At 63.9% G+C, this 18,489-nt stretch carries 16 protein-coding genes; 9 read left to right on the plus strand and 7 right to left on the minus strand.

Going from position 1 to position 18,489, the window contains the following annotated elements; translation table 11 throughout:
- Positions 1 to 110: 110 nt before the first annotated feature.
- The gene (gene cyoC, locus QHC78_RS07545; protein ID WP_319743260.1) at positions 111 to 746 is read left to right on the plus strand and encodes a cytochrome o ubiquinol oxidase subunit III; all 636 of its coding nucleotides are present in this window, start codon (positions 111 to 113) and stop codon (positions 744 to 746) included.
- Positions 746 to 1,093 carry a cytochrome o ubiquinol oxidase subunit IV gene (gene cyoD / locus QHC78_RS07550; protein ID WP_319743261.1) on the plus strand — a complete coding sequence of 116 codons (348 nt, stop codon included), beginning with the start codon at positions 746 to 748 and terminating at the stop codon, positions 1,091 to 1,093. The genes cyoC and cyoD overlap by 1 nt, the downstream gene beginning before the upstream one ends.
- A gap of 78 nt (positions 1,094 to 1,171) precedes the next feature.
- Here cyoD and QHC78_RS07555 read toward each other — a convergent pair whose 3' ends face one another.
- Positions 1,172 to 2,476 (minus strand): sulfatase family protein, encoded by a 1,305-nt coding sequence (locus QHC78_RS07555; protein ID WP_319743262.1) that lies wholly within the window; start codon positions 2,474 to 2,476, stop codon positions 1,172 to 1,174.
- Positions 2,477 to 2,498: 22 nt separating this feature from the next.
- Positions 2,499 to 3,464 (minus strand): Bug family tripartite tricarboxylate transporter substrate binding protein, encoded by a 966-nt coding sequence (locus tag QHC78_RS07560; protein ID WP_319743263.1) that lies wholly within the window; start codon positions 3,462 to 3,464, stop codon positions 2,499 to 2,501.
- 128 nt (positions 3,465 to 3,592) lie between these two features.
- Between QHC78_RS07560 and pcaQ the strand changes: the two genes are divergently transcribed.
- From pcaQ to otsA, 3 genes are all read left to right on the plus strand, one after another.
- A complete protein-coding gene (gene pcaQ / locus QHC78_RS07565; protein ID WP_319743264.1) occupies positions 3,593 to 4,546 on the plus strand; it encodes a pca operon transcription factor PcaQ in 954 nt (317 codons plus the stop codon).
- A 131-nt stretch (positions 4,547 to 4,677) separates the two neighbouring features.
- Positions 4,678 to 5,508, plus strand: a complete 831-nt coding sequence (gene otsB, locus QHC78_RS07570; protein ID WP_319743265.1) for a trehalose-phosphatase — start codon at positions 4,678 to 4,680, stop codon at positions 5,506 to 5,508.
- Between the two features lies 1 nt (position 5,509).
- A complete protein-coding gene (otsA, locus tag QHC78_RS07575) occupies positions 5,510 to 6,895 on the plus strand; it encodes an alpha,alpha-trehalose-phosphate synthase (UDP-forming) (RefSeq protein WP_319743266.1) in 1,386 nt (461 codons plus the stop codon).
- Between the two features lie 19 nt (positions 6,896 to 6,914).
- Here the strand turns inward: otsA and QHC78_RS07580 are convergent, their stop codons facing one another.
- The 3 genes from QHC78_RS07580 to QHC78_RS07590 all read right to left on the minus strand — a co-directional run bounded on the left by QHC78_RS07580 (position 6,915) and on the right by QHC78_RS07590 (position 9,248).
- Positions 6,915 to 7,805: an ion transporter gene (locus tag QHC78_RS07580; protein WP_319743267.1), complete on the minus strand. Its 891-nt coding sequence runs from the start codon at positions 7,803 to 7,805 to the stop codon at positions 6,915 to 6,917.
- 112 nt (positions 7,806 to 7,917) lie between these two features.
- A complete protein-coding gene (locus tag QHC78_RS07585) occupies positions 7,918 to 8,250 on the minus strand; it encodes a four-helix bundle copper-binding protein (protein ID WP_319743268.1) in 333 nt (110 codons plus the stop codon).
- Positions 8,251 to 8,342: 92 nt separating this feature from the next.
- Positions 8,343 to 9,248 carry a ketopantoate reductase family protein gene (locus tag QHC78_RS07590; RefSeq protein WP_319743269.1) on the minus strand — a complete coding sequence of 302 codons (906 nt, stop codon included), beginning with the start codon at positions 9,246 to 9,248 and terminating at the stop codon, positions 8,343 to 8,345.
- 104 nt (positions 9,249 to 9,352) lie between these two features.
- Here QHC78_RS07590 and QHC78_RS07595 point away from each other — a divergent pair, with 104 nt between their 5' ends.
- Positions 9,353 to 11,416, plus strand: coding sequence for an ABC transporter ATP-binding protein (locus tag QHC78_RS07595; RefSeq protein ID WP_413816428.1), 2,064 nt, complete (start codon positions 9,353 to 9,355; stop codon positions 11,414 to 11,416).
- Here the strand turns inward: QHC78_RS07595 and QHC78_RS07600 are convergent.
- Positions 11,386 to 13,581 carry a polysaccharide biosynthesis tyrosine autokinase gene (locus tag QHC78_RS07600; RefSeq protein WP_319743270.1) on the minus strand — a complete coding sequence of 732 codons (2,196 nt, stop codon included), beginning with the start codon at positions 13,579 to 13,581 and terminating at the stop codon, positions 11,386 to 11,388. The genes QHC78_RS07595 and QHC78_RS07600 overlap by 31 nt on opposite strands.
- 114 nt (positions 13,582 to 13,695) lie before the next feature.
- The gene (locus QHC78_RS07605) at positions 13,696 to 14,832 is read right to left on the minus strand and encodes a polysaccharide biosynthesis/export family protein (RefSeq protein WP_319743271.1); all 1,137 of its coding nucleotides are present in this window, start codon (positions 14,830 to 14,832) and stop codon (positions 13,696 to 13,698) included.
- Between the two features lie 250 nt (positions 14,833 to 15,082).
- Between QHC78_RS07605 and QHC78_RS07610 the strand changes: the two genes are divergently transcribed.
- Genes QHC78_RS07610 through QHC78_RS07620 form a run of 3 tightly spaced genes read left to right on the plus strand, consistent with a single transcriptional unit; the run spans position 15,083 to position 18,412 of the window.
- Positions 15,083 to 16,492 carry an undecaprenyl-phosphate glucose phosphotransferase gene (locus tag QHC78_RS07610; RefSeq protein ID WP_319743272.1) on the plus strand — a complete coding sequence of 470 codons (1,410 nt, stop codon included), beginning with the start codon at positions 15,083 to 15,085 and terminating at the stop codon, positions 16,490 to 16,492.
- On the plus strand, positions 16,482 to 16,979 hold the full coding sequence (locus QHC78_RS07615) for a GDP-mannose mannosyl hydrolase (protein WP_319743273.1): 498 nt from the start codon (positions 16,482 to 16,484) through the stop codon (positions 16,977 to 16,979). Before QHC78_RS07610 ends, QHC78_RS07615 begins: the two co-directional genes overlap by 11 nt.
- Entirely contained in the window at positions 16,976 to 18,412 is a 1,437-nt protein-coding gene (locus QHC78_RS07620; RefSeq protein ID WP_319743274.1) for a mannose-1-phosphate guanylyltransferase/mannose-6-phosphate isomerase, read from the plus strand. Before QHC78_RS07615 ends, QHC78_RS07620 begins: the two co-directional genes overlap by 4 nt.
- The last annotated feature ends 77 nt before the right edge of the window (positions 18,413 to 18,489 follow it).

Genomic DNA, 18,489 nt, shown 5'->3' on the forward strand with positions numbered 1-18,489 from the left:
AGGCGGCCCGCGGGCGGCAGGAAGGACGGTCGGATCGACGCTCCGTCCCCTCTCCCGAGAGCGGCCCGAGGCCGCGTGAGTCGGCTTCCTTATGGATAAAGAACTTTGATATGAGTAGCGCAGCAATTCTCCACTCGCCGCGACATGGCGACGATACCCATCACGGGCACGGCGACCATGCCCACCATGACGACGGCTCCAAGACCGTACTGGGATTCTGGATCTACCTGATGAGCGACTTGCTCATCTTCTCGGTCCTGTTCGCGACCTTTGCCGTCCTCTCAGGCGCCACCGCCGGCGGCCCGCATGGCAGCGAACTGTTCGACCTGTCGTTCGTGCTGACCGAGACCATGCTGCTGCTGGTCAGCAGCGTGACCTTCGGCATGGCCATGCTGGCCATGCATGCCGGCCAGCGCAACAAGGTGCTCGGCTGGATGGCCATTACCTTCCTGTTCGGCGCGGGCTTCATCGCGATGGAAATCTACGAGTTCCATCACCTGATCGCCGAAGGAGCCGGCCCCCAGCGCAGCGCCTACCTGTCTGCGTTCTTCACCCTGGTCGGTACCCACGGCCTGCACGTAACGTCGGGCCTGATCTGGATGGTGGTCATGATGGACATGATCCGCCGGCACGGACTCGATGCGGTGAACCGCCGCCGCATGGCGTGCCTCAGCCTGTTCTGGCACTTTCTGGACCTGGTCTGGATCTGCGTATTCACCTTCGTCTACCTGATGGGAGCCCTGTAATGGCGCAACACTCGTCCACGGCCGCCGGAGACCACGGCGCCCACGCCAGCCACGGCTCGGTCAAGTCCTATCTGATCGGGTTCGTGCTCTGCATCGTGCTGACCGCCCTCTCGTTCGGGGTGGTCATGACCGGCGCCCTCACCGGCTTTGCCGCCATCGCCGCCATCGTGGTCCTGTGCGTACTGCAATTGCTGGTGCAGCTGGTTTTCTTCCTGCACATGGGTACCTCGCCGGAACAGCGGGAAAACCTGTCGTCCTTCATTTTCACCGTCCTCATCATCGCCATCATCGTGGGCGGCTCCGCCTGGGTGCTGCACAACATGAACGCGAACATGATGCCGATGTAAACAGAGGGCGCTCCTCGCAAGAACGGCCGCTTACGCGGCCGTTTTTTTTTGGCGATGCACTTGCCTTATGGCGCCCGCTCAGCGACTCGGCATGTCTTTTTCGGTATAGACGAGTTCGCTGTTCGCCTCTGGCGGGATGGGGCCGAAAATGGCATTCCAGCGATCATAGCGCGCGCGCATCTCGGCCAGCCGCTCGGGATGGCGGCGCGCCAGGTTCGCACGTTCGCGCTCGTCGACCGACAAGTCGAACAGGTACTCGTTGTCCTCGATCGCGAGGTACTTCCAGTCGCCGTCTCGCAAGGCCCGCTGGTTGCGGTATTTCATCCGCCAGCACATCTCGCGGGGAAAGGTCCGGGCCGGGTCGCGCAGCACCGGCAGCATCGACACGCCGTCCAGCGGATAGTCGGGATGGGCAGGCACGCCCGCGGCCTCCAGCATGGTCGCGGTCCAATCCATGGTCATGCAGTGCTGCTCCGATACGGACCCCGGGGCGATCTTGCTGCCCCACTGCACGATATAAGGCACGCGGATCCCGCCTTCGGTCAGGTCCATTTTCCCTCCTACCAGCGGCCACGAGTCGGAGAACCGTTCGCCGCCGTTGTCGCTGGTGAAGACCACCATGGTGTCCTCGGCCAGCCCAAGCTCGTCCAGAATCTGCAACACGCGGCCGCAGCCTTCGTCCAAGGCCTTGATCATTTCAGCGTAGACGTGGATGGAGCCGCCGTCCAGGTGCCGGATGTCCTTGTCGGTCTCGGCGTTGGAGCCGCCTTGGTGGCGGGTCTCCCAGGGCCAGTGCGGCGCGGTGTAGTGCAGGCTGAGCAGGAACGGCTGGCCGTCTTGAGCGCGGGCGCGCAGATAGGTTTCGGCCTCGTCAGTCAGCAGATCCGTCAGATAGTGCCCGTCGTAGTTGACCGGCTCGCCGTTGCGCACCAGGTCGTGCTTGCCCATGCGATCGACGTGGCTGAAATAGCTCACTCCGCCCGACAAGGGGCCGATGTGGTACTCGTACCCGCTTTTCTGCGGCCCGAAGTGCGGCGGATAACCCAGGTGCCACTTGCCGATCAACGCCGTGCGATAGCCATGATCGCGCAACAACGACGGCAAGGTGGGATGCGCAGGTGGCAGTCCGATCTCCGTGCTGCCGCGGAACTTGCCCGTCATCGGCTCCTCGGCGGCGCCGCGCAGGCGATATTGGTAACGGCCGGTGATCAGGCCGAAGCGCGTGGGCGAACACACGGGCGAGTTGGAGTACCCCTGCGTGAAGCGCATGCCACGCGCGGCCATGCGATCCAGTTGCGGGGAAACCGGCCGCCGGCCGCCATAGCAGCCCAGGTCGGCATAGCCGAGATCGTCGGCCAGGATGAAGATGAAATTGGTGCTCATGAGAACTCTGCTGGCTCCGGTTTCAGTCGACGGTCATCCCCGCCGACTTGATGATCTTGGCGTAGCGTTCGCGTACGGCGGCCAGTTCCTTGGCCGCCGCTTCGCCGTCGAGGGATTCGAGCGTGAAATCCATCGCGCGCAACCGCTGCTGGACGTCCGGCTGGGCGAGGATCTTCCCGATGGCGCTCTGCAGGGTGCGCACAATGCCGTCGGGCGTACCGGATGGCACCATCGCGACATACAGCACGTCCTGCTTGACCGCGGGATACCCCAGCTCGGCCGTCGTGGGCACGGACGGCAGCAGCGGCGAACGCTGGCTGCCCGTCACGGCCAGGGCCTTGATGGTCCCAGCGTTGACGTGCTGAAGCAGCCCCGGCGTGGCCAGGGCGGCTGCCTGGACCTCTCCGGATACCAGGGCCAGGACGGCGGGCGCATTGCCTCGATAAGGAATGTGGTTGATCTTCATATCGGTCGCCTGGGACAACATGCTCAGGCTCAAGTGGCCCGGCGAGCCGTTGCCGGCGGAACTGAAGGTCACCGCATCCCGCAGTCCCTGGTCGACCAGCCCTTTCAGCGTATCGGCCTTGGCAGAGGGATGGGCCGCGATCAGCATGCCCGAGGAAGCGAGCCGCACCACGGGCTTGAGCTGGTCCAGCCTGAAGCCCAGCGACGAGTACAGGCTCGGGTTGACGGTGAACGTCGAATCCAGCCCGAACAGCACGGTATAGCCGTCGGGCGCGGCATTGGCGACCGCCGCGGCGCCGATGTTGCCGCCGCTGCCGGTGCGGTTCTCGACGATGAACGGTTGCTTGAACGTGGCATTCAGGCGGTCGGCGATCAGCCGTGCCATGATGTCCAAGGGACCGCCGGCCGTGAAATTGACGACGATCTTCACCGGTTTGTCGGGATAGGCGGCAAGGGCCGGCGCGGTAGCCGCGGCCGATAGCCCCAGCGCGAGCCCCAGCCCGCGGACGATGGATCTCAGCATGTCTGACTCCTCCTGTTTGTTTATATGGCGGCGGCCTGCGACCGGCCCCCGGTATAGGGCGGATCATAGAGGCGGGGACGCTATCATTGGTTGATCTTTTCGCAAATTAATTGAGAGAAAGGAAATCAATGCTACGCGTCCTGGACCCTCGCCTTCGGCTGCGGCACTTGCAATGCCTGGTCGCCCTGGCCAGCCACCGAAGCGTGCTCAAAGCCGCCGACGCCTTGGCGCAGACGCCCTCGGCCGTCTCCAAGAGCTTGGCGGAACTGGAAGCCATTACCGGGGAAACACTGGCGCTTCGCCACCGCAAGGGACTGGAGTTGACGCCGGCCGGCCATATCCTGCTGCGTCATGCGGCACAGGCCATCGGGGCCCTGCGCGAGGGGTTCGAGTTGCTGGGAACCGGCGAAAAAGCGCCGGAACACGTGCGGATCGGCATTCTTCCCACCGCCGCCGCGACCCTGGTCCCCAACGCCATCCGGGAACTCCAGGCACGTTATACCCACCTCGTCGTTACGGCCCATGGCGGAACCAATGCCGATCTGCTGGTACGGCTCAAGCTGCGCGAACTGGACTTGGTCATCGGCCGCATCAGCGACCCGTCCGAGATGGTCGGCATCTCGTTCGAGCATCTCTACATGGAGCCCCTGGTGCTGGCGGTCCGTCCCGGCCATCCCTTGCTGGGGCACCGCCTGGAACCTGCGGACCTGCGGCGCTACCCGCTGGTACTTCCCATGAAAGGCACCTACATCCGCCCGGCCGCGGAGACCTTCCTCCAGTCGAGCGGCATTGGCATCCCGCAGCAACTGGTGGAAACGCTGTCCTCCACCATGGCGCGCACCCTGATGCATACCGCGGATGCCGTTTGGTTCGTGCCCTACGGCGTCATCGAAGCCGACCTGGATCAGGGCGAAGCGCACACGCTGCCGGTGGACACCAGCCCTACCTCGGCCGCGGTCGGACTGACCACGCTCGGCACGGACGAATTGCCCGAGAGCGCCCGGCTGTTCATCGATGTGCTGCGCGAGGTGGCGGGCGAACTGCGCAATCGCAACCGGCGCCCTCTCTTTGACCGCCAATAGCGGCCGCTTCGAGATAATTGGAAACAAAAACGCGCAAAATGAACCACCCCCACGGAGGGGCGTTCCATAACATTTCCTAATACTATTACGACTGTTGTCAAAACGATACGTTGACCAAAAATCAACAAACGATGACCGGATCGGAAGAAAACGGCCCTATTCCCGATACGCGCGACCTCCTTGCCGCCACGCTGGGACGCAACCCGGCTGCCCGGCCTAGCGATGCCCCGGACCTGTCGCGCTGCGCTTTCTTTTTTGATCTGGACGGCACGCTGGCTCCCATCGCCGCCGTGCCCGAAGCAGCCGCCGTCCCCGCGCCCACCCTCGCTCTGCTCCAACACCTGCAAGACGCTACCCGCGGTGCCGTCGCCGTCGTCTCTGGCCGCGCCATCGACGTGCTCGACCGCATGCTGGCGCCGATGCGCGTCCCCGCCGCCGGCCTGCACGGCTCCCAATGGCGCGGTCCCGACCGCCGCCTCTGGGAAATGCCGGTGGACCGGGCGGAAGCGGATCGCCTGCGCGCCGCCCTGGCCGCCCTCGCGGCCCGGTATCCCGGGATCAGGCTCGAAGACAAGGGATTATCCTTCGCGGTCCATTACCGCCACGCCCCGGAGCTCGAATCCACGATCCGCGACGAGGTGGCGCAGATTGCCGCGCCGTTCGGCCAGCGTTATGCGCTGCAGTACGGCAAGATGGTGGCAGAGGTCAAACCACGCGGCGCCGACAAGGCGCAAGCCATTGAACGTTTCATGGCCATCGCACCCTATGCCGGGCGTGTGCCCGTCATGGCGGGGGACGATCTGACCGACGAGCCCGCGTTCGATGCGGTCAACCGGCTGGGCGGCATTTCGATCAAGATCGGGGACGGAGACAGCGTGGCGGCATGGAGGCTGGCAGATCCGGCCGCTCTGGCGCTCTGGTTGGAAGGCCTGCTCCCCGAGGCCGCGAACAAAGGATCGTGACATGAGCAGACTCGTCATTGTTTCCAATCGCGTGGCTTCCGCAGCCGAAGGCAAGAGCAGTGCTGGCGGACTGGCCGTAGGCGTTCTGGATGCACTCAAACGGCAAGATGGTCTCTGGTTCGGCTGGAGCGGGAAAATCGAGGAATCGGCCGCCCCGGAAGTGGGATTCCACCGGATCGGCCGCATCGACTGCGCAACCACCAGCCTGTCCCGCAGCGAATACGACCATTACTACCGCGGCTTCGCCAACGGCACGCTATGGCCCGTCTTTCACTACCGGATCGACCTGAGCCGCTACGATTCCAAGGAATATGCCGGCTACCTGGCCGTCAATGACCGCCTGGCCGGGATGCTCAAGAACCTGATCGAGGAAGACGACCGGCTGTGGGTCCACGACTACCATCTCATTCCCTTTGCCAGGGCGTGCCGCCGCCACGGCATACGTAACCGGATTGGTTTTTTTCTCCACACGCCATTTCCTTCGGAGGGCGTCCTGCGGACCATACCGCCTCATCGCGAGCTGGTCGAAGCGCTGTGCGAATACGACCTGGTGGGCTTCCAGACGCGGGGCGATGCCCAGGCATTTCTCGACTATGTGACGCGCCGCCTCGGCTATCCCCTGGAAGCCGGCAGCGCCGTGCGCACCCGTGGCGGCCTGGTGCGTGTCGGACACTATCCCATTGGCATCCTGCCCGACGACATTCAAAACAAATCCAAGGCGCGCAGCCGCTCCAAGCTCGTCGGCACCCTCAAGCAAGGACTCCAGGAGCGACAGCTCATCGTCAGCGTCGATCGGCTCGACTACAGCAAGGGGATGGTGGAACGCTTCAATGCCTTCGAGCGCCTGCTGGAATCCCGGCCAGGCTATCGCGGCAAGGTCAGCTTCCTCCAGATCGCGCCGCCGTCGCGCTCGGACGTCGAGGGCTATCGGCATATCCGGCGCCAGCTCGAGACCACCGCGGGCCATATCAACGGCCGCTGGACCGAGCTTTCCTGGACACCCATCCGCTACATGAACCGCTCTTATGAGCGGGCCGCGCTGCTATCGTTCTTCCGGGCGTCCCAGGTCGGCTTCGTCACCCCGCTGCGCGACGGCATGAACCTGGTGGCCAAGGAATACGTGGCGGCCCAGCCTGCAGATGACCCCGGCGTGCTGGTACTGTCGGAATTTGCCGGCGCGGCCGACGAATTGGCGGACGGGGCCCTGATCGTGAACCCCTACGATATCGAGGCCATGGCCTGCGCGCTCGACAAGGCCCTGAGCATGCCGCTTGAAGAGCGACTCGAGCGCCACGAGCACATGATGCAAGTGCTCAAGGACAACAGCATCCGCCAATGGCGGGACCGCTTCCTGGCCGACCTCGAACCTCAGGCGGTGCCGGCCTGACCCCGCCGCCCGGCGGGCACTAACCGGCCTGGGCGCCTTCCATCCGGGCGCCGCAGTGCTTGCAATAGTTTGCGTCCTGGTCCTGGCCCGGCGTCATGCATACCTGGCAGGTACGCATCTGTCCCCGCCGGCGGGCCGTTTCCGCCAGGGTCATTTCCATCGTGAAGATTCCCGTGGGAACGGCCAGGATCCCCCAGCCAAGCAGCATCATCACTGACGCGACGAAGCGCCCGAGGGGAGTGTGCGGCGTAATGTCGCCGAACCCGACGGTTGCGATCGTGGAAATCGCCCAATAGACGCTGGTGGGAATGCTGGTGAAGCCGTTTTCCGGACCCTCCACGACATACATGACGGTGCCCATCACCAGCACGATCAACAGCACCACCGACAGGAACACCATGGTCTTGCGCGCCGACGCCCGCAGCGCCCGGCCCAGCATGGCATACTCGTCGGCGAAGACGCGCAGCTTGAAGACCCGGAAAATGCGCAGCAGCCTGAGCACCCGGATGCCGATCAGGAAGGTCAGATTGGGAAGCAGCAAGGCCGCATACGAGGGCAGGAAGGCCAGCAGGTCCACCACGCCGTAGAAACTCAGGGCGTAGCGCCAGGGATTCCGCACGCAAAGCAGCCGCAGTACGTATTCCACCGTGAAGATGATGGTGAACGTCCATTCCAGATAGGTGAATACGCGGCCATAGCGCTGCGCCAAGAACTCGACGCTGTCGGCCATGACCACCGCCAGGCTGGCCAGAATGACCACGAAAACTGCCTGGTCGAAGCGCCTGCCTGCTTCGCAGTCGGCCTCGAACATGATCCTGTACAGCGACAGCCGCCATCCTCCCTCGGGCCGGCCAAGGGTGTCGGCCGACGGATAATTGCGGCGGACCGCCGATCGTTTTGCTTGCGCCACGCTTGCTCCCATGCCGGCGGGACCGGGCTGGCCCCTTCATCCGGCAACCGGCATGATAGGGGAACAGGCGTGCCGTAGCCAAGGCGACAGCAAATTCGCCGATAGGCCGGTATCAGGCCGCCATGCGTTCGCAGGCGTCGGCGCAGCTTCGGCAGTCGGCTGCGCATTGATCCATGCCGTCCAGTCCGTCGCAGCTGTCGGCGCATTGCCGGCATATCGCGGCGCAATCCGCGCAGACGTGCCGGTGATGCGGCACATTGCAAAGCATGAAATGGGCAGCGGTGCGGCAGATCTCGGCGCAGGCCATCATCAGGCGGAAATGCGGCGGGGCCACGTGGGGCCCGCCCGCTTCCAGGCAGTGATTCATCGCCATGCCCAGGCACGACTGGTAGCAGCGCAGGCAGGCATCGATGCAGAGCTGCATTTCTTTAGCAGGCGCATTCATGGGGTTACCTCCAGCAAGGGATAGCCGATACAGCCGTCCAGCAGGTTTTGTTCCTGTCGGGGTCTCCTGCTTGCCGGCGCGCGGCGAACCTGCTAGCGGCCCTGCAGCCGCGATTCCGCTTCGAGCAGTCTCACCAGGCTGTGAAGCGCGCGGTTGACGGGCGTCGCCAAGCCCAGGCGTTCCCCGGCGCGGACGATATAGCCGTTCAGGTGGTCGATCTCGCTGGGTTTGCCCCGGGCAAGGTCCTGCGCGGTAGACGAAAACTGGGTAGGCATGGTGCGGCTGATGCGCTGCACGGCTTCCCAGGTATCCCCGGGAACGCGCACGCCTAGCCTGTCGGCCACGAGGTGGCATTCCTGCACGATATCCCGCATCACGTCCAGAACGCCCGGCCCTGCTACCAGGCGCCCATACGGTACCTGAGCAATGGCGGACAAGGCGTTATAGGCGCAATTGAGGATGAGCTTGGCCCAGAGTTCGCCGATAGCGTTGTCCGAGACCTCCGCCGGGATCCCGGCCGCACGCAGCGCAGCCGTCACCGCGCCGCTGCGGGTAGAGGGTCCCAGCACCAGTTCGCCCCGGCCGTGGTGGCGGACGTGTCCTGCCCCCGCCATCTCGACTGCGACGTAGACCACCGCGGGGATGACCGGGACCGGAAGCAGCGCCTGCAGCCGCTCGGCATTGTCCACGCCGTTCTGCAGACTGAGCACGACCGCATCCGGCCTCAGGTACGGAGCGATCTGCCGGCCGGCTTCCTCGGTGTCGGTCGATTTCACGCAGAACAGTACCAGATCGGCCTTGTCGACGGCCTCGGCTTCTTCGCTCGCGTTTACCGGCACACGTCCATTGAATGACTGCATGTCGAGCAAGAGGCCGTGCTCGCGCACCGCGGCCACATGTGCGGGACGTCCGATCAGGACGACCTCGTGCCCGGCTTTGGCCAACATACCGCCGTAATAGCTGCCCACGGCCCCCGCCCCCATTACCGCAATATTCATAACCGCCTCTGCAACTGGTCTTGTTCATGCCACCGCAGGCGCCCGCCCGCGCATGCCCAAGTGTATTATGGTGAGGCCCGGCCACCATCGCCGGAACCGTCGCAATGCCATTCAAGAAATTCGATTTCCGCGGACAGTCCTTCAAGGACGTCCTGGGCTTTACCTTCCAGCATTGGGCCGAACAGCCCTGGCGTATCCTCGTGATCATCGGCGCCGTGCTGCTTTCCACCGCGGCCAACGTCATGACGCCGCTCTACGCAGGCAGGCTGGTCGACGCCGTGGCCTCGGGAAACGCCAGCGACCCCAAGGCCTGGGGGGCGGCCATCACCGCCTTCTGGGTGCTCGCCGGGCTGGGCATAGGCAGCACGGCGCTGCGCCAAATGGTCTTCCTGAACATCATCACGCTTACCTTGAAGATGATGAGCAAGATCGCCGGACACGCCTTTCATCGCGTCCAGCGCTTGTCCACCGACTGGCACGCCAACAGTTTCGCGGGTTCCACGGTCCGCAAGATCACGCGCGGCATGTGGGCGCTGGACCTGCTCAACGATACCTTGCTGATCGCGCTTCTGCCGTCGCTGGTCATGCTGGTCGGCACGACGATACTTCTGGGCATTCACTGGCCGCTCATGGGTATCGTCATTGGCGTGGGCTCGCTGCTGTACGTGGGCCTCACGGTGGCGTTGTCCCTGGGCTTCGTCGCGCCGGCAGCCCGGCTGGCCAACGCCTGGGATACCAGGATGGGTGGTGCGCTGGCAGATGCCATTACCTGCAACGCCGTGGTCAAGGCTTTTGGCGCGGAGGCCCGCGAAGAGTCCCGGCTGTCGCGCGTCGTCGCGAAATGGCGGGCCCGCACCCGCCGGACCTGGGTCCGGGGCACCATCAACGGCGGCGTGCAGGGCGGCATGCTGGTCCTGATGCAGGCCGCCATCGTGGGGACGGCGCTCATGCTCTGGAAAGGTGGACAGGCCAGCGTGGGCGACATCACCTTCGCGCTGACCACCTTCTTTATGCTCCAAGGCTATCTACGCAACATCGGCATGGACGTGCGCAACCTTCAGCGGTCCGTCAACGACATGGAAGAGCTCGTCGCGCTCGAACGCCAGCCACTTGGGATCGAAGACGCCCCGGGCGCACCGCCTATCGTGATCGACCGCGGCGAAATCCGCTTCGAACACGTGGACTTCCGTTATGGCGCCCACGACACGCCGCTCTTCCGGGATTTCTCGATCCACATCGGGCCCGGCGAGAAGGTGGGCCTGGTAGGTCATTCAGGCTCGGGCAAGACGACGTTCATCAAGCTCATCCAGCGCCTCTACGACCTGACGGGGGGTCGTATCACCATAGACGGGCAAGACATCGCCCTGGTCGCGCAGGCCTCGCTGCGCCAGCAGATCGCCATCGTGCAGCAGGAACCCATATTGTTCCACCGCTCGTTGGCCGAGAACATCGCTTATGCCAGGCCCCAAGCTTCGAGGGCCGAGATCGAGCACGCCGCACGGTTGGCCAACGCCCACGACTTCATCGCTGCGCTGCCAAGCGGCTACGAGACACTGGTCGGCGAGCGCGGCGTCAAGCTGTCCGGAGGCGAACGCCAGCGCGTCGCCCTGGCGCGCGCCTTCCTGGCCGATGCCCCTATCCTCATCCTGGACGAGGCCACCTCCAGCCTCGACAGCGAGAGCGAAGTGCTCATCCAGCAGGCGATGGAACGTTTGATGGAAGGCCGTACCACGCTGGTTGTCGCACACCGGCTCTCGACCGTGCGCGCACTCGACCGCCTGCTGGTCATGGAGAAAGGACGCATCGTCGAGGAAGGCAGCCACGCCGCACTCATCCGCATCACGGACGGCCTTTACCGCCGGCTATTCGAGAAGCAGGCGTTGGAACTTACCAAGGGCCTGCTGGCCGACGGAAGCGCGCGGCGCGACGATGAGCCTGATTGGCTGGCCGACCCGGACGAACTGCTCGAAGATGCGGCAACACGCGAGCGGCACACGATTGTGCCGGCATTGCCTCATGACGAAAACGGGCGTCCAGTCGATGGCCACCGCCCCAGCACGTCATGTGACCCGTCCGGCCCTGGTGACTCCTGCGCACAGCGCCAGCTGCCGCGCCCCCTCCGCGCTGCGCTCGCCGCTCAGGACGGCCGGCCCGCCTCATCACCATAGTAATCGGCCCTCGCATAGCGGTAGTTGCCATACTTGGGCCGGAAACCGTAGCGCTTGGGAAGCAATTTGAGTCCGTTGAATACCAGGCCGTCGACCGGTGCCCCAGCTTCCATCAGGCGCTTGGCCGTTTCGCGGATCTCGCCCACGGTGTTCATGCCGTCTCTCACCACGATGACCACCGCCGCGGCGTGGACCCCCACGGCTGCGGCGTCGGACGACGAGAGGACGGGCGCCGTGTCCACGATGACCAGATCGTAGTCGCGCGAAAGCTCGTTAAGCGTCGGAGCGAACGCCGACGAGGCTAATAGCTCCGACGGGTCGAAGGTCACCACGCCCGTAGAAATGAAGTCGACCCCTTCCGCCACGCTATGCTTGCTGACCTTCTCTACCGGTGTCGTGCCGGCCAGGACCTCGAACAGGCCGGGCCCCTTGGGCAAGTTGAAATAGCGGTTCAGCTGCCCTTTCCTGAAGTCGGCATCGATCAACAGTACCCGCTTGCCTACCGCCCCTTGGATGAAGGCGAAGTTCGCCGACAGGAACGACTTGCCGACGCCGGGAACGGGGCCGGTAAACACCATGACGTTGCTGACCGACTGCTGCAGAGTCTTCTGCATGATGGTGCGGAACGCCCTGAGGCTCTCGATGGACGGATCCTTGCCCCGCTTCTGCGCCAGCAATGGCTGCACTTCGGAATTGCGCTTGAGGCTGTGGCGCCAGAGCCGCTCGTGAGCTTCGCTGTACGGGATGGTTCCCAGCACCCGAAGCCCGGTGTAGCGCTGCGCTTCGTCGGGATCGGACAGGCCGCCGAACAGCGCGTTGCGCATCAGCGCCAGCAAAGTACCGGCGATCAATCCGATCGCGCCCGCCACCGCGAGGACGATGGAAGGCTTGGGCTCGACCGGCTCTTCCGGAACGACCGCGGTGTCGAGCAGCCGCACATTGCCCACCTTGCCCGCTCGTATCAGCTTTAGTTGCTGGGTATTGTTCAGCAATGCCGTGTACAGCTCGGTATTGACGCGCACATCGCGGACCAGGCGGACGACGTCCTGCTCCAGGTCGGGCAGTTGCCGGATGCGGCCGCCCAACCGGTTGATGTCGGCATTCAGCGAAGCGATCTGTTGATCGATCGCCACGATGGCCGGGTGCGACTTCGCGAACCTGGTATCGAGTTCACTGCGGCGCGCGCGCAGCTCGACAACCCGCGTCTGAGCCTCGGTGGACTGGGCCAGGATGAGCTTGGCCTCTTCGCTCAAGTCGATCGTGCCGCGCGAGTTGCGCAATGCGTTGTACCGGCTTTCCGCTTCGTCCAGCGCCTTTTTCATGCTGGGCAGCTGACTGTCCAGGAAGGCCAGCGACTTCTCGGCTTGCTCGGCGCGGCGGTTGACATTCTGCTGGACATATTCGCGGCCGATTTCGTTCAGTATCGCCGCCGTGAGCACGGGGTCCGAGCCTTCGAAGGTGACCCCGATCACGCCTGATTGCCGGCCTCGTTCGAACACGCCGAGCTTGGCCTGCACCGACTCCTCCGCCATCAGCCGGGAGCGGCGGCGAACGGTGTAATCGGTGCCCGCAGCACCGGTCAACTCGTCGATCTGGATCTCGATCGGGCCGTCAGGCACAACGAACCGCTCGAGCCGTCCGACCCGCCCTTCGAACGAAAGGTCATTCACCCGGTCCACGAGACGGTAACGTCCACCGCCCAGCGCCGTGACCTCCAGTTTTTTGGTCAGCAGCGAACGGGGCACCTCCAGCTTTCCGACCACGATCTTTTCATCTGCCCAGGCGTAGCTGGTGGGCGGCAGGAACTGGGCGACCGAGCGCCCGTAGTCCCGCTGCGCCAGCCAGCGGCCGACGATGGGGAAGTAGTCCGGTGCGGCATCGATATACAGCAAGTACCGGTCGACGGCCGCGCGAACGACGGTCCGCGAACGCAGAACCTCCATTTCTCCCGACGTGGCAGGCTTCACGTCGAACATGGCCGACACATCGCCCAACAGCGTACGAGCCGTCGATGTAGGCTGCTCTTCCTCGACTTGCACCAGGATGTCGGCGCGATAGACCGGCGGTGTCAGAAGCAGGTAGGCCCCGGCCAACGCCAGCGTCAGCACTATCGCGCCCAGGATGGACCACCGCCTTGCAACCACGGCGTCCAGGTAGGACGACATGGGCGTCTCCGGCCGTCTGGCCGGAGTGGAAGGCTCGAACGATTCAATAGGCAAATTCATCGTCAGCTCGCTTGAAAGGGAAAGGTCATGCGTGTACTGCTGGCCAACGCGCCGTCAACGACCGACGGCGGCGGCTGTCTGGACAGTCTGCGCGCTCGGGAACAACAGGCTGATGAAGCGATTCCAGCGGCCCAGATTGCCGGTATCGACGAACACCACATCCTTGGGCTTGAGCTGGAACTGTTCGGCGACCGCCAGTGCCGAAGCCGAGCTGCTATCCAGGTGATAGACCTCCGGCAACGCTTGGGGAGTGGTGCGAACAACGAAAATCTGCGCCGGATCGGCCGTACTCTGGTTCGGCCCGCCCGCCGCGCCCAGGGCCTCGGTCAGGCTCATGCGGCCGTCCCGGAGGTTCATCGCCTGCGGGGCGTAAACTTCGCCCATCACGAATATCCGGCTTTCGTCGCGCGGCGAAACGCGAACGATGTCGCCAGGCTTGAGCATGATCCTGGTCAAATCCACGCCACGCTCGATGAGCCGGGGAAGATCGATCTGCACAGCTTTGCCGCCGCGCAGCACGAAGATGCGGCTGCGGTCCGCGGACGGCAGGATGCCTCCCGCCCGGTTAATGGCTTCCATGAGATGCAACGGCAAATCGTTCATGGCCACGGTGCCTGGATTCTTCAGCTCGCCTTCCAGATGAACGCGCTTACTGCGGTAACCCAGCACACGGACGGTGATTTGCGGGTTACGGATATAGTCGCGCGAGTTCTTGATGATCAAATCCCGGACCTGGATCTCCGTCAAGCCAGCCACCTTCAGTAAGCCTAAATAGGGGAACTGGATGTATCCGTCGGATGAGACCGGATAGCCCGGAATGTTCGATGACGAATCGCCTAGGGTTAGTTCGGTAGCGCCTGTCCCAATGGCGTACGCTTGCGTCGGAAATACGAGCTCGGGGTGGTCCCAAACCACGATGGACAGGATGTCTCCGGGTCCGATCACATAGGGCATGCCGTTGCCCATCATCGCGTCGACCGCCTCATCGACTTGCGATTCCCGCGCGTGTTTTTCCGCCAGCACGAGACTGGGCGTAATTTGCTTCATCGTAGGTACGGAACTGGGGTCGTTAGGATCGACTGGCCAGTCCGGGTCGAAGCGCATGCCAGGGGCAAAGGCGCACGCGCCCAGGGAGGCGAGCACCAGCGCAATGCAGAAAGTTCGAAGGGTGGTCTCGATAAAAGTCTTCATGGCAGCTCACGGTGGGTGACTACGTTGCCTGTCGGAGGACCCGGTGCGATCGGGTTGCGCCATTCCACCTTTTTTTGCAATCCCCGCCCATTGGACGGACGGTTTAGGTCCTACTTCATCCTTCTATTCATCCATCCGGTTGTTTCGCGGCTTCGGGGTGCTCAATAAGCTTTGCATCGTGTCAGCGCTTCGCCGGCACAAGTCCATACGAACTGTCCCTATACGCCTCTCGTTAACTCAGGAGTACGTGATGGAGTCGGCTTCCTTTCCCGAATCCGAACGCGTCACCGGCGCTCATGCACTCTATCGGCTGTTCGACGCAAGCCTCGTCGTCAGCTGCGGATTGGCAGCCGCCGAATGGCGCCTGCCCGCCGGAGCGAATCTCACGGCGCCCCCCATCCACCTCTTCCTGATCGCTTTCTGCACGCTTGCCGCACTCTTGATCTTCCCGGCCTTTCGCCTGTACGGATCCTGGCGCGGACGGCAACTGAGCGAACTGCTGTTGAGCAGCCTCGCGGCCTGGTGCACGGTCTACGCGCTGGGCATCCTGCTGAGCTTCCTCATGGACCAGAGCGGCGTGATCTCGTTTCCATGGGCCTCGACCTGGTTCGCCCTGACCGCACTGTCGCTGGCCGGGCTGCGCCTCGGCGTATATGCCACGCTTGGTGCCGCTCGCGATCGCGGACTGAACCAGAAACGCGTCGCGATCGTCGGCTTCGGCATGTTGGGCCGCGACCTGTGGCGCCGGGTGGCTCAGTTCCGTACAACCGGCTATGAAGTGGCCGGCATTTATACCGGCACGGACGAGCGGCTGCCAAGCAGCGTCCGGCGGCTGAATTCGCTCGAGTGCCTGTCGGCCTTTGTCCGCAACAACGGCGTGCGCGAGGTCTGGATCGTGCTGCCCATGGAACAGGGGCAGATCGTGCATGAGGTGCTTTTCCAGCTGCGCAACGACCTGGTGGATATCCGGTGGATACCCGACGTGATGTCGATCCGGCTATTGGGACACCGCATCGACAACTTCATGGGCCTGCCTGCCATCCAGTTGAACAGCCTGCCAGCCATCGGCATTCGCGGCTGGGCCAAAGAGATGTTCGACCGGGCCTTCTCCACCTGTGCGCTCATCGCCCTTGCGCCCGTCATGATCGTCATCGCGGTGCTCGTCAAGCTGTCTTCGCCGGGACCGGTCCTGTTCAAGCAGCCTAGGCTGGGCGTCGACGGCAAGGTGTTCAACGTCTACAAGTTCCGCACCATGACGGTCCACGAGGAACACGGAACCGTCACGCAGGCTACGCGCAACGATGCCCGGGTCACTCGCATCGGTGCCTTTCTCCGCGCCACCAGCCTGGATGAGCTGCCGCAGTTCTTCAACGTGCTGAAGGGCGAGATGTCGGTAGTCGGTCCCCGTCCGCATGCGCTGGCACACAACGAGCTCTACAAGGACGTGGTGGATCGCTACATGATGCGGCACCGCGTCAAGCCCGGCATCACCGGCTGGGCCCAGGTCAACGGCTACCGGGGCCAGACAGAGACCGTGCACAAGATGCGCGCGCGCATCGAGTTCGATCTGTACTACATACAGAATTGGTCGTTTCTGATGGATCTGCGCATTATTGCCAGAACCGCCTTGTCAGGGTGGACCGGTCGCAATGCGTACTGAAGACCCGGCACTTCCCCCCACGGGGTTGCTGAGTGCCGATGATTTCCGCAAAGCGGTGGCCATGGTCCCCCTAGTGTCGATCGACCTGCTGCTTCGCAACAGCTGGGGCGCGTACCTGCTCGGACTACGGGTCAACCCGCCCGCCCGCGACACCTGGTTCGTACCCGGCGGCAGGATCCGCAAGAACGAGTCCCTGGCACATGCCCGCACCCGCATCGCGCGCGAGGAACTCGGGCTGGAGCTTCCTGCTTCGGCCTGGGTCTCGCGTGGCGTATACGAGCATTTCTACCAGACCAATTTCGCCGACGAATCCGGCCAGGCGACGCACTACGTCGTCCTGGCTTTCGAGGCACAGCTGGGCACCGCACCGCCTGACTTTCCGCGGGACCAGCATCGCCGCTACTGCTGGATGCCAGCAGCCAGCGCAGGCTCCCACCCAAGCGTTCATCCCTACACCCAAGCCTACTTCAAGGAGCGCGTCTCATGACCGACCTCCTCCTCCCGCAGTTCCGTGCCGTCATTCTTTGCGGTGGTTCAGGATCCCGTTTGTGGCCGCTTTCGCGCGAAACGCTGCCCAAGCAGTTCATCTGCCTGAACGACTCCTACAGCCTGCTCCAGAATACGTTGCGGCGTTTGACGTCGGCCAACGCCGATAACCGCCCCATCCTGGTATGCAACGACTCGCACCGCTACGTTGCGGCGGAGCAGGCGCATGACATCGGCGTACGCTCGCTGGAACTGATCCTCGAGCCTTGCGCGCGCAATACCGCGCCCGCCATCGCCGCCGCGGCCCTGCGGGCGATGGAAACCGACAGCGATGCGGTATTGCTGGTCATGCCTTCAGACCATGTGCTGGAGGACGGCGAGGCCCTGCGCAAGGCCTTTGCCGCCGCCTACATCCAGGCCGGCAACGGCGCCGTCGTGACCTTCGGGGTCGCGCCCACCGCCCCCCAGACCGGCTACGGCTACATCCAGGCCGGCGAACCCGTGGAAGGCCCCGAAGGCGCGCGCCGGATCCGGCGTTTCGTCGAAAAACCATCGGCCGAACTCGCGAAACACCTGCTCGACGAAGGCGGCTATTACTGGAACAGCGGCATGTTCGCCTTCCGGGCCGACGTGTACCTGGCGGAGCTGGAACGCCATGCTCCGGCCATGCTGGCGGCCGTGCGCAACGCCATCGCAACCGGCAAGGGCGATCACTCATTGTTCCAGCTCGACCCCGCGAGTTATGCCGCATGCCCTTCGGATTCGATCGACTACGCGGTCATGGAGCATGCCGAGGACGCTGTCGTCATACCGCTCAATTGCGCGTGGAGCGACGTCGGCACCTGGGACAGCGTCTGGGGCATCGCAACCAAATGCGCCGACGGCAATGCGGTACAGGGCGACGTCCTGATGGAAGACTCCCGCAACTGCCTAGTGCACGCCACCCACCGCATGGTTGCGTCCATCGGACTGGACGATATCGTCGTCATCGAAACCGCCGATGCCATACTGGTCATGCACAAGAGCAAGTCCCAGGACATCAAGGGATTGGTGGAGCGCTTCAAGGTGCTGCACCGCACGGAAATCATGCACCACCGGCAAGTCCAGCGCCCCTGGGGCTGGTACGACTCCGTAGACCGGGGCGAACGCTACCAGATCAAGCGCATCACGGTAAAGCCGGGCGGCCGCCTTTCTTCCCAGATGCATCACCATCGCGCCGAGCATTGGGTCGTCGTCTCGGGCACGGCCCGCATCTACAACGGCGACAAGCAGTATCTGCTGACCGAAAACCAGTCCACGTTCATCCCTTTGGGCGAGGTCCACAGCCTCGAGAACCCCGGGAAGATCCCCCTGGACATCATCGAAATCCAATCCGGGGCATACCTGGGAGAGGACGACATCGTCCGGTTCCAAGACGTGTATGGGCGCGTCTGACCGAAGCGATGCCTTAGACCCTTTGATCGATACCGCCGACACTACCCCGGCGCTAATCTTTTCACCGCCGGCCGACT

It is taken from the genome of Pigmentiphaga sp., assembly GCF_033795525.1.
GTDB lineage: Bacteria > Pseudomonadota > Gammaproteobacteria > Burkholderiales > Burkholderiaceae_B > Pigmentiphaga.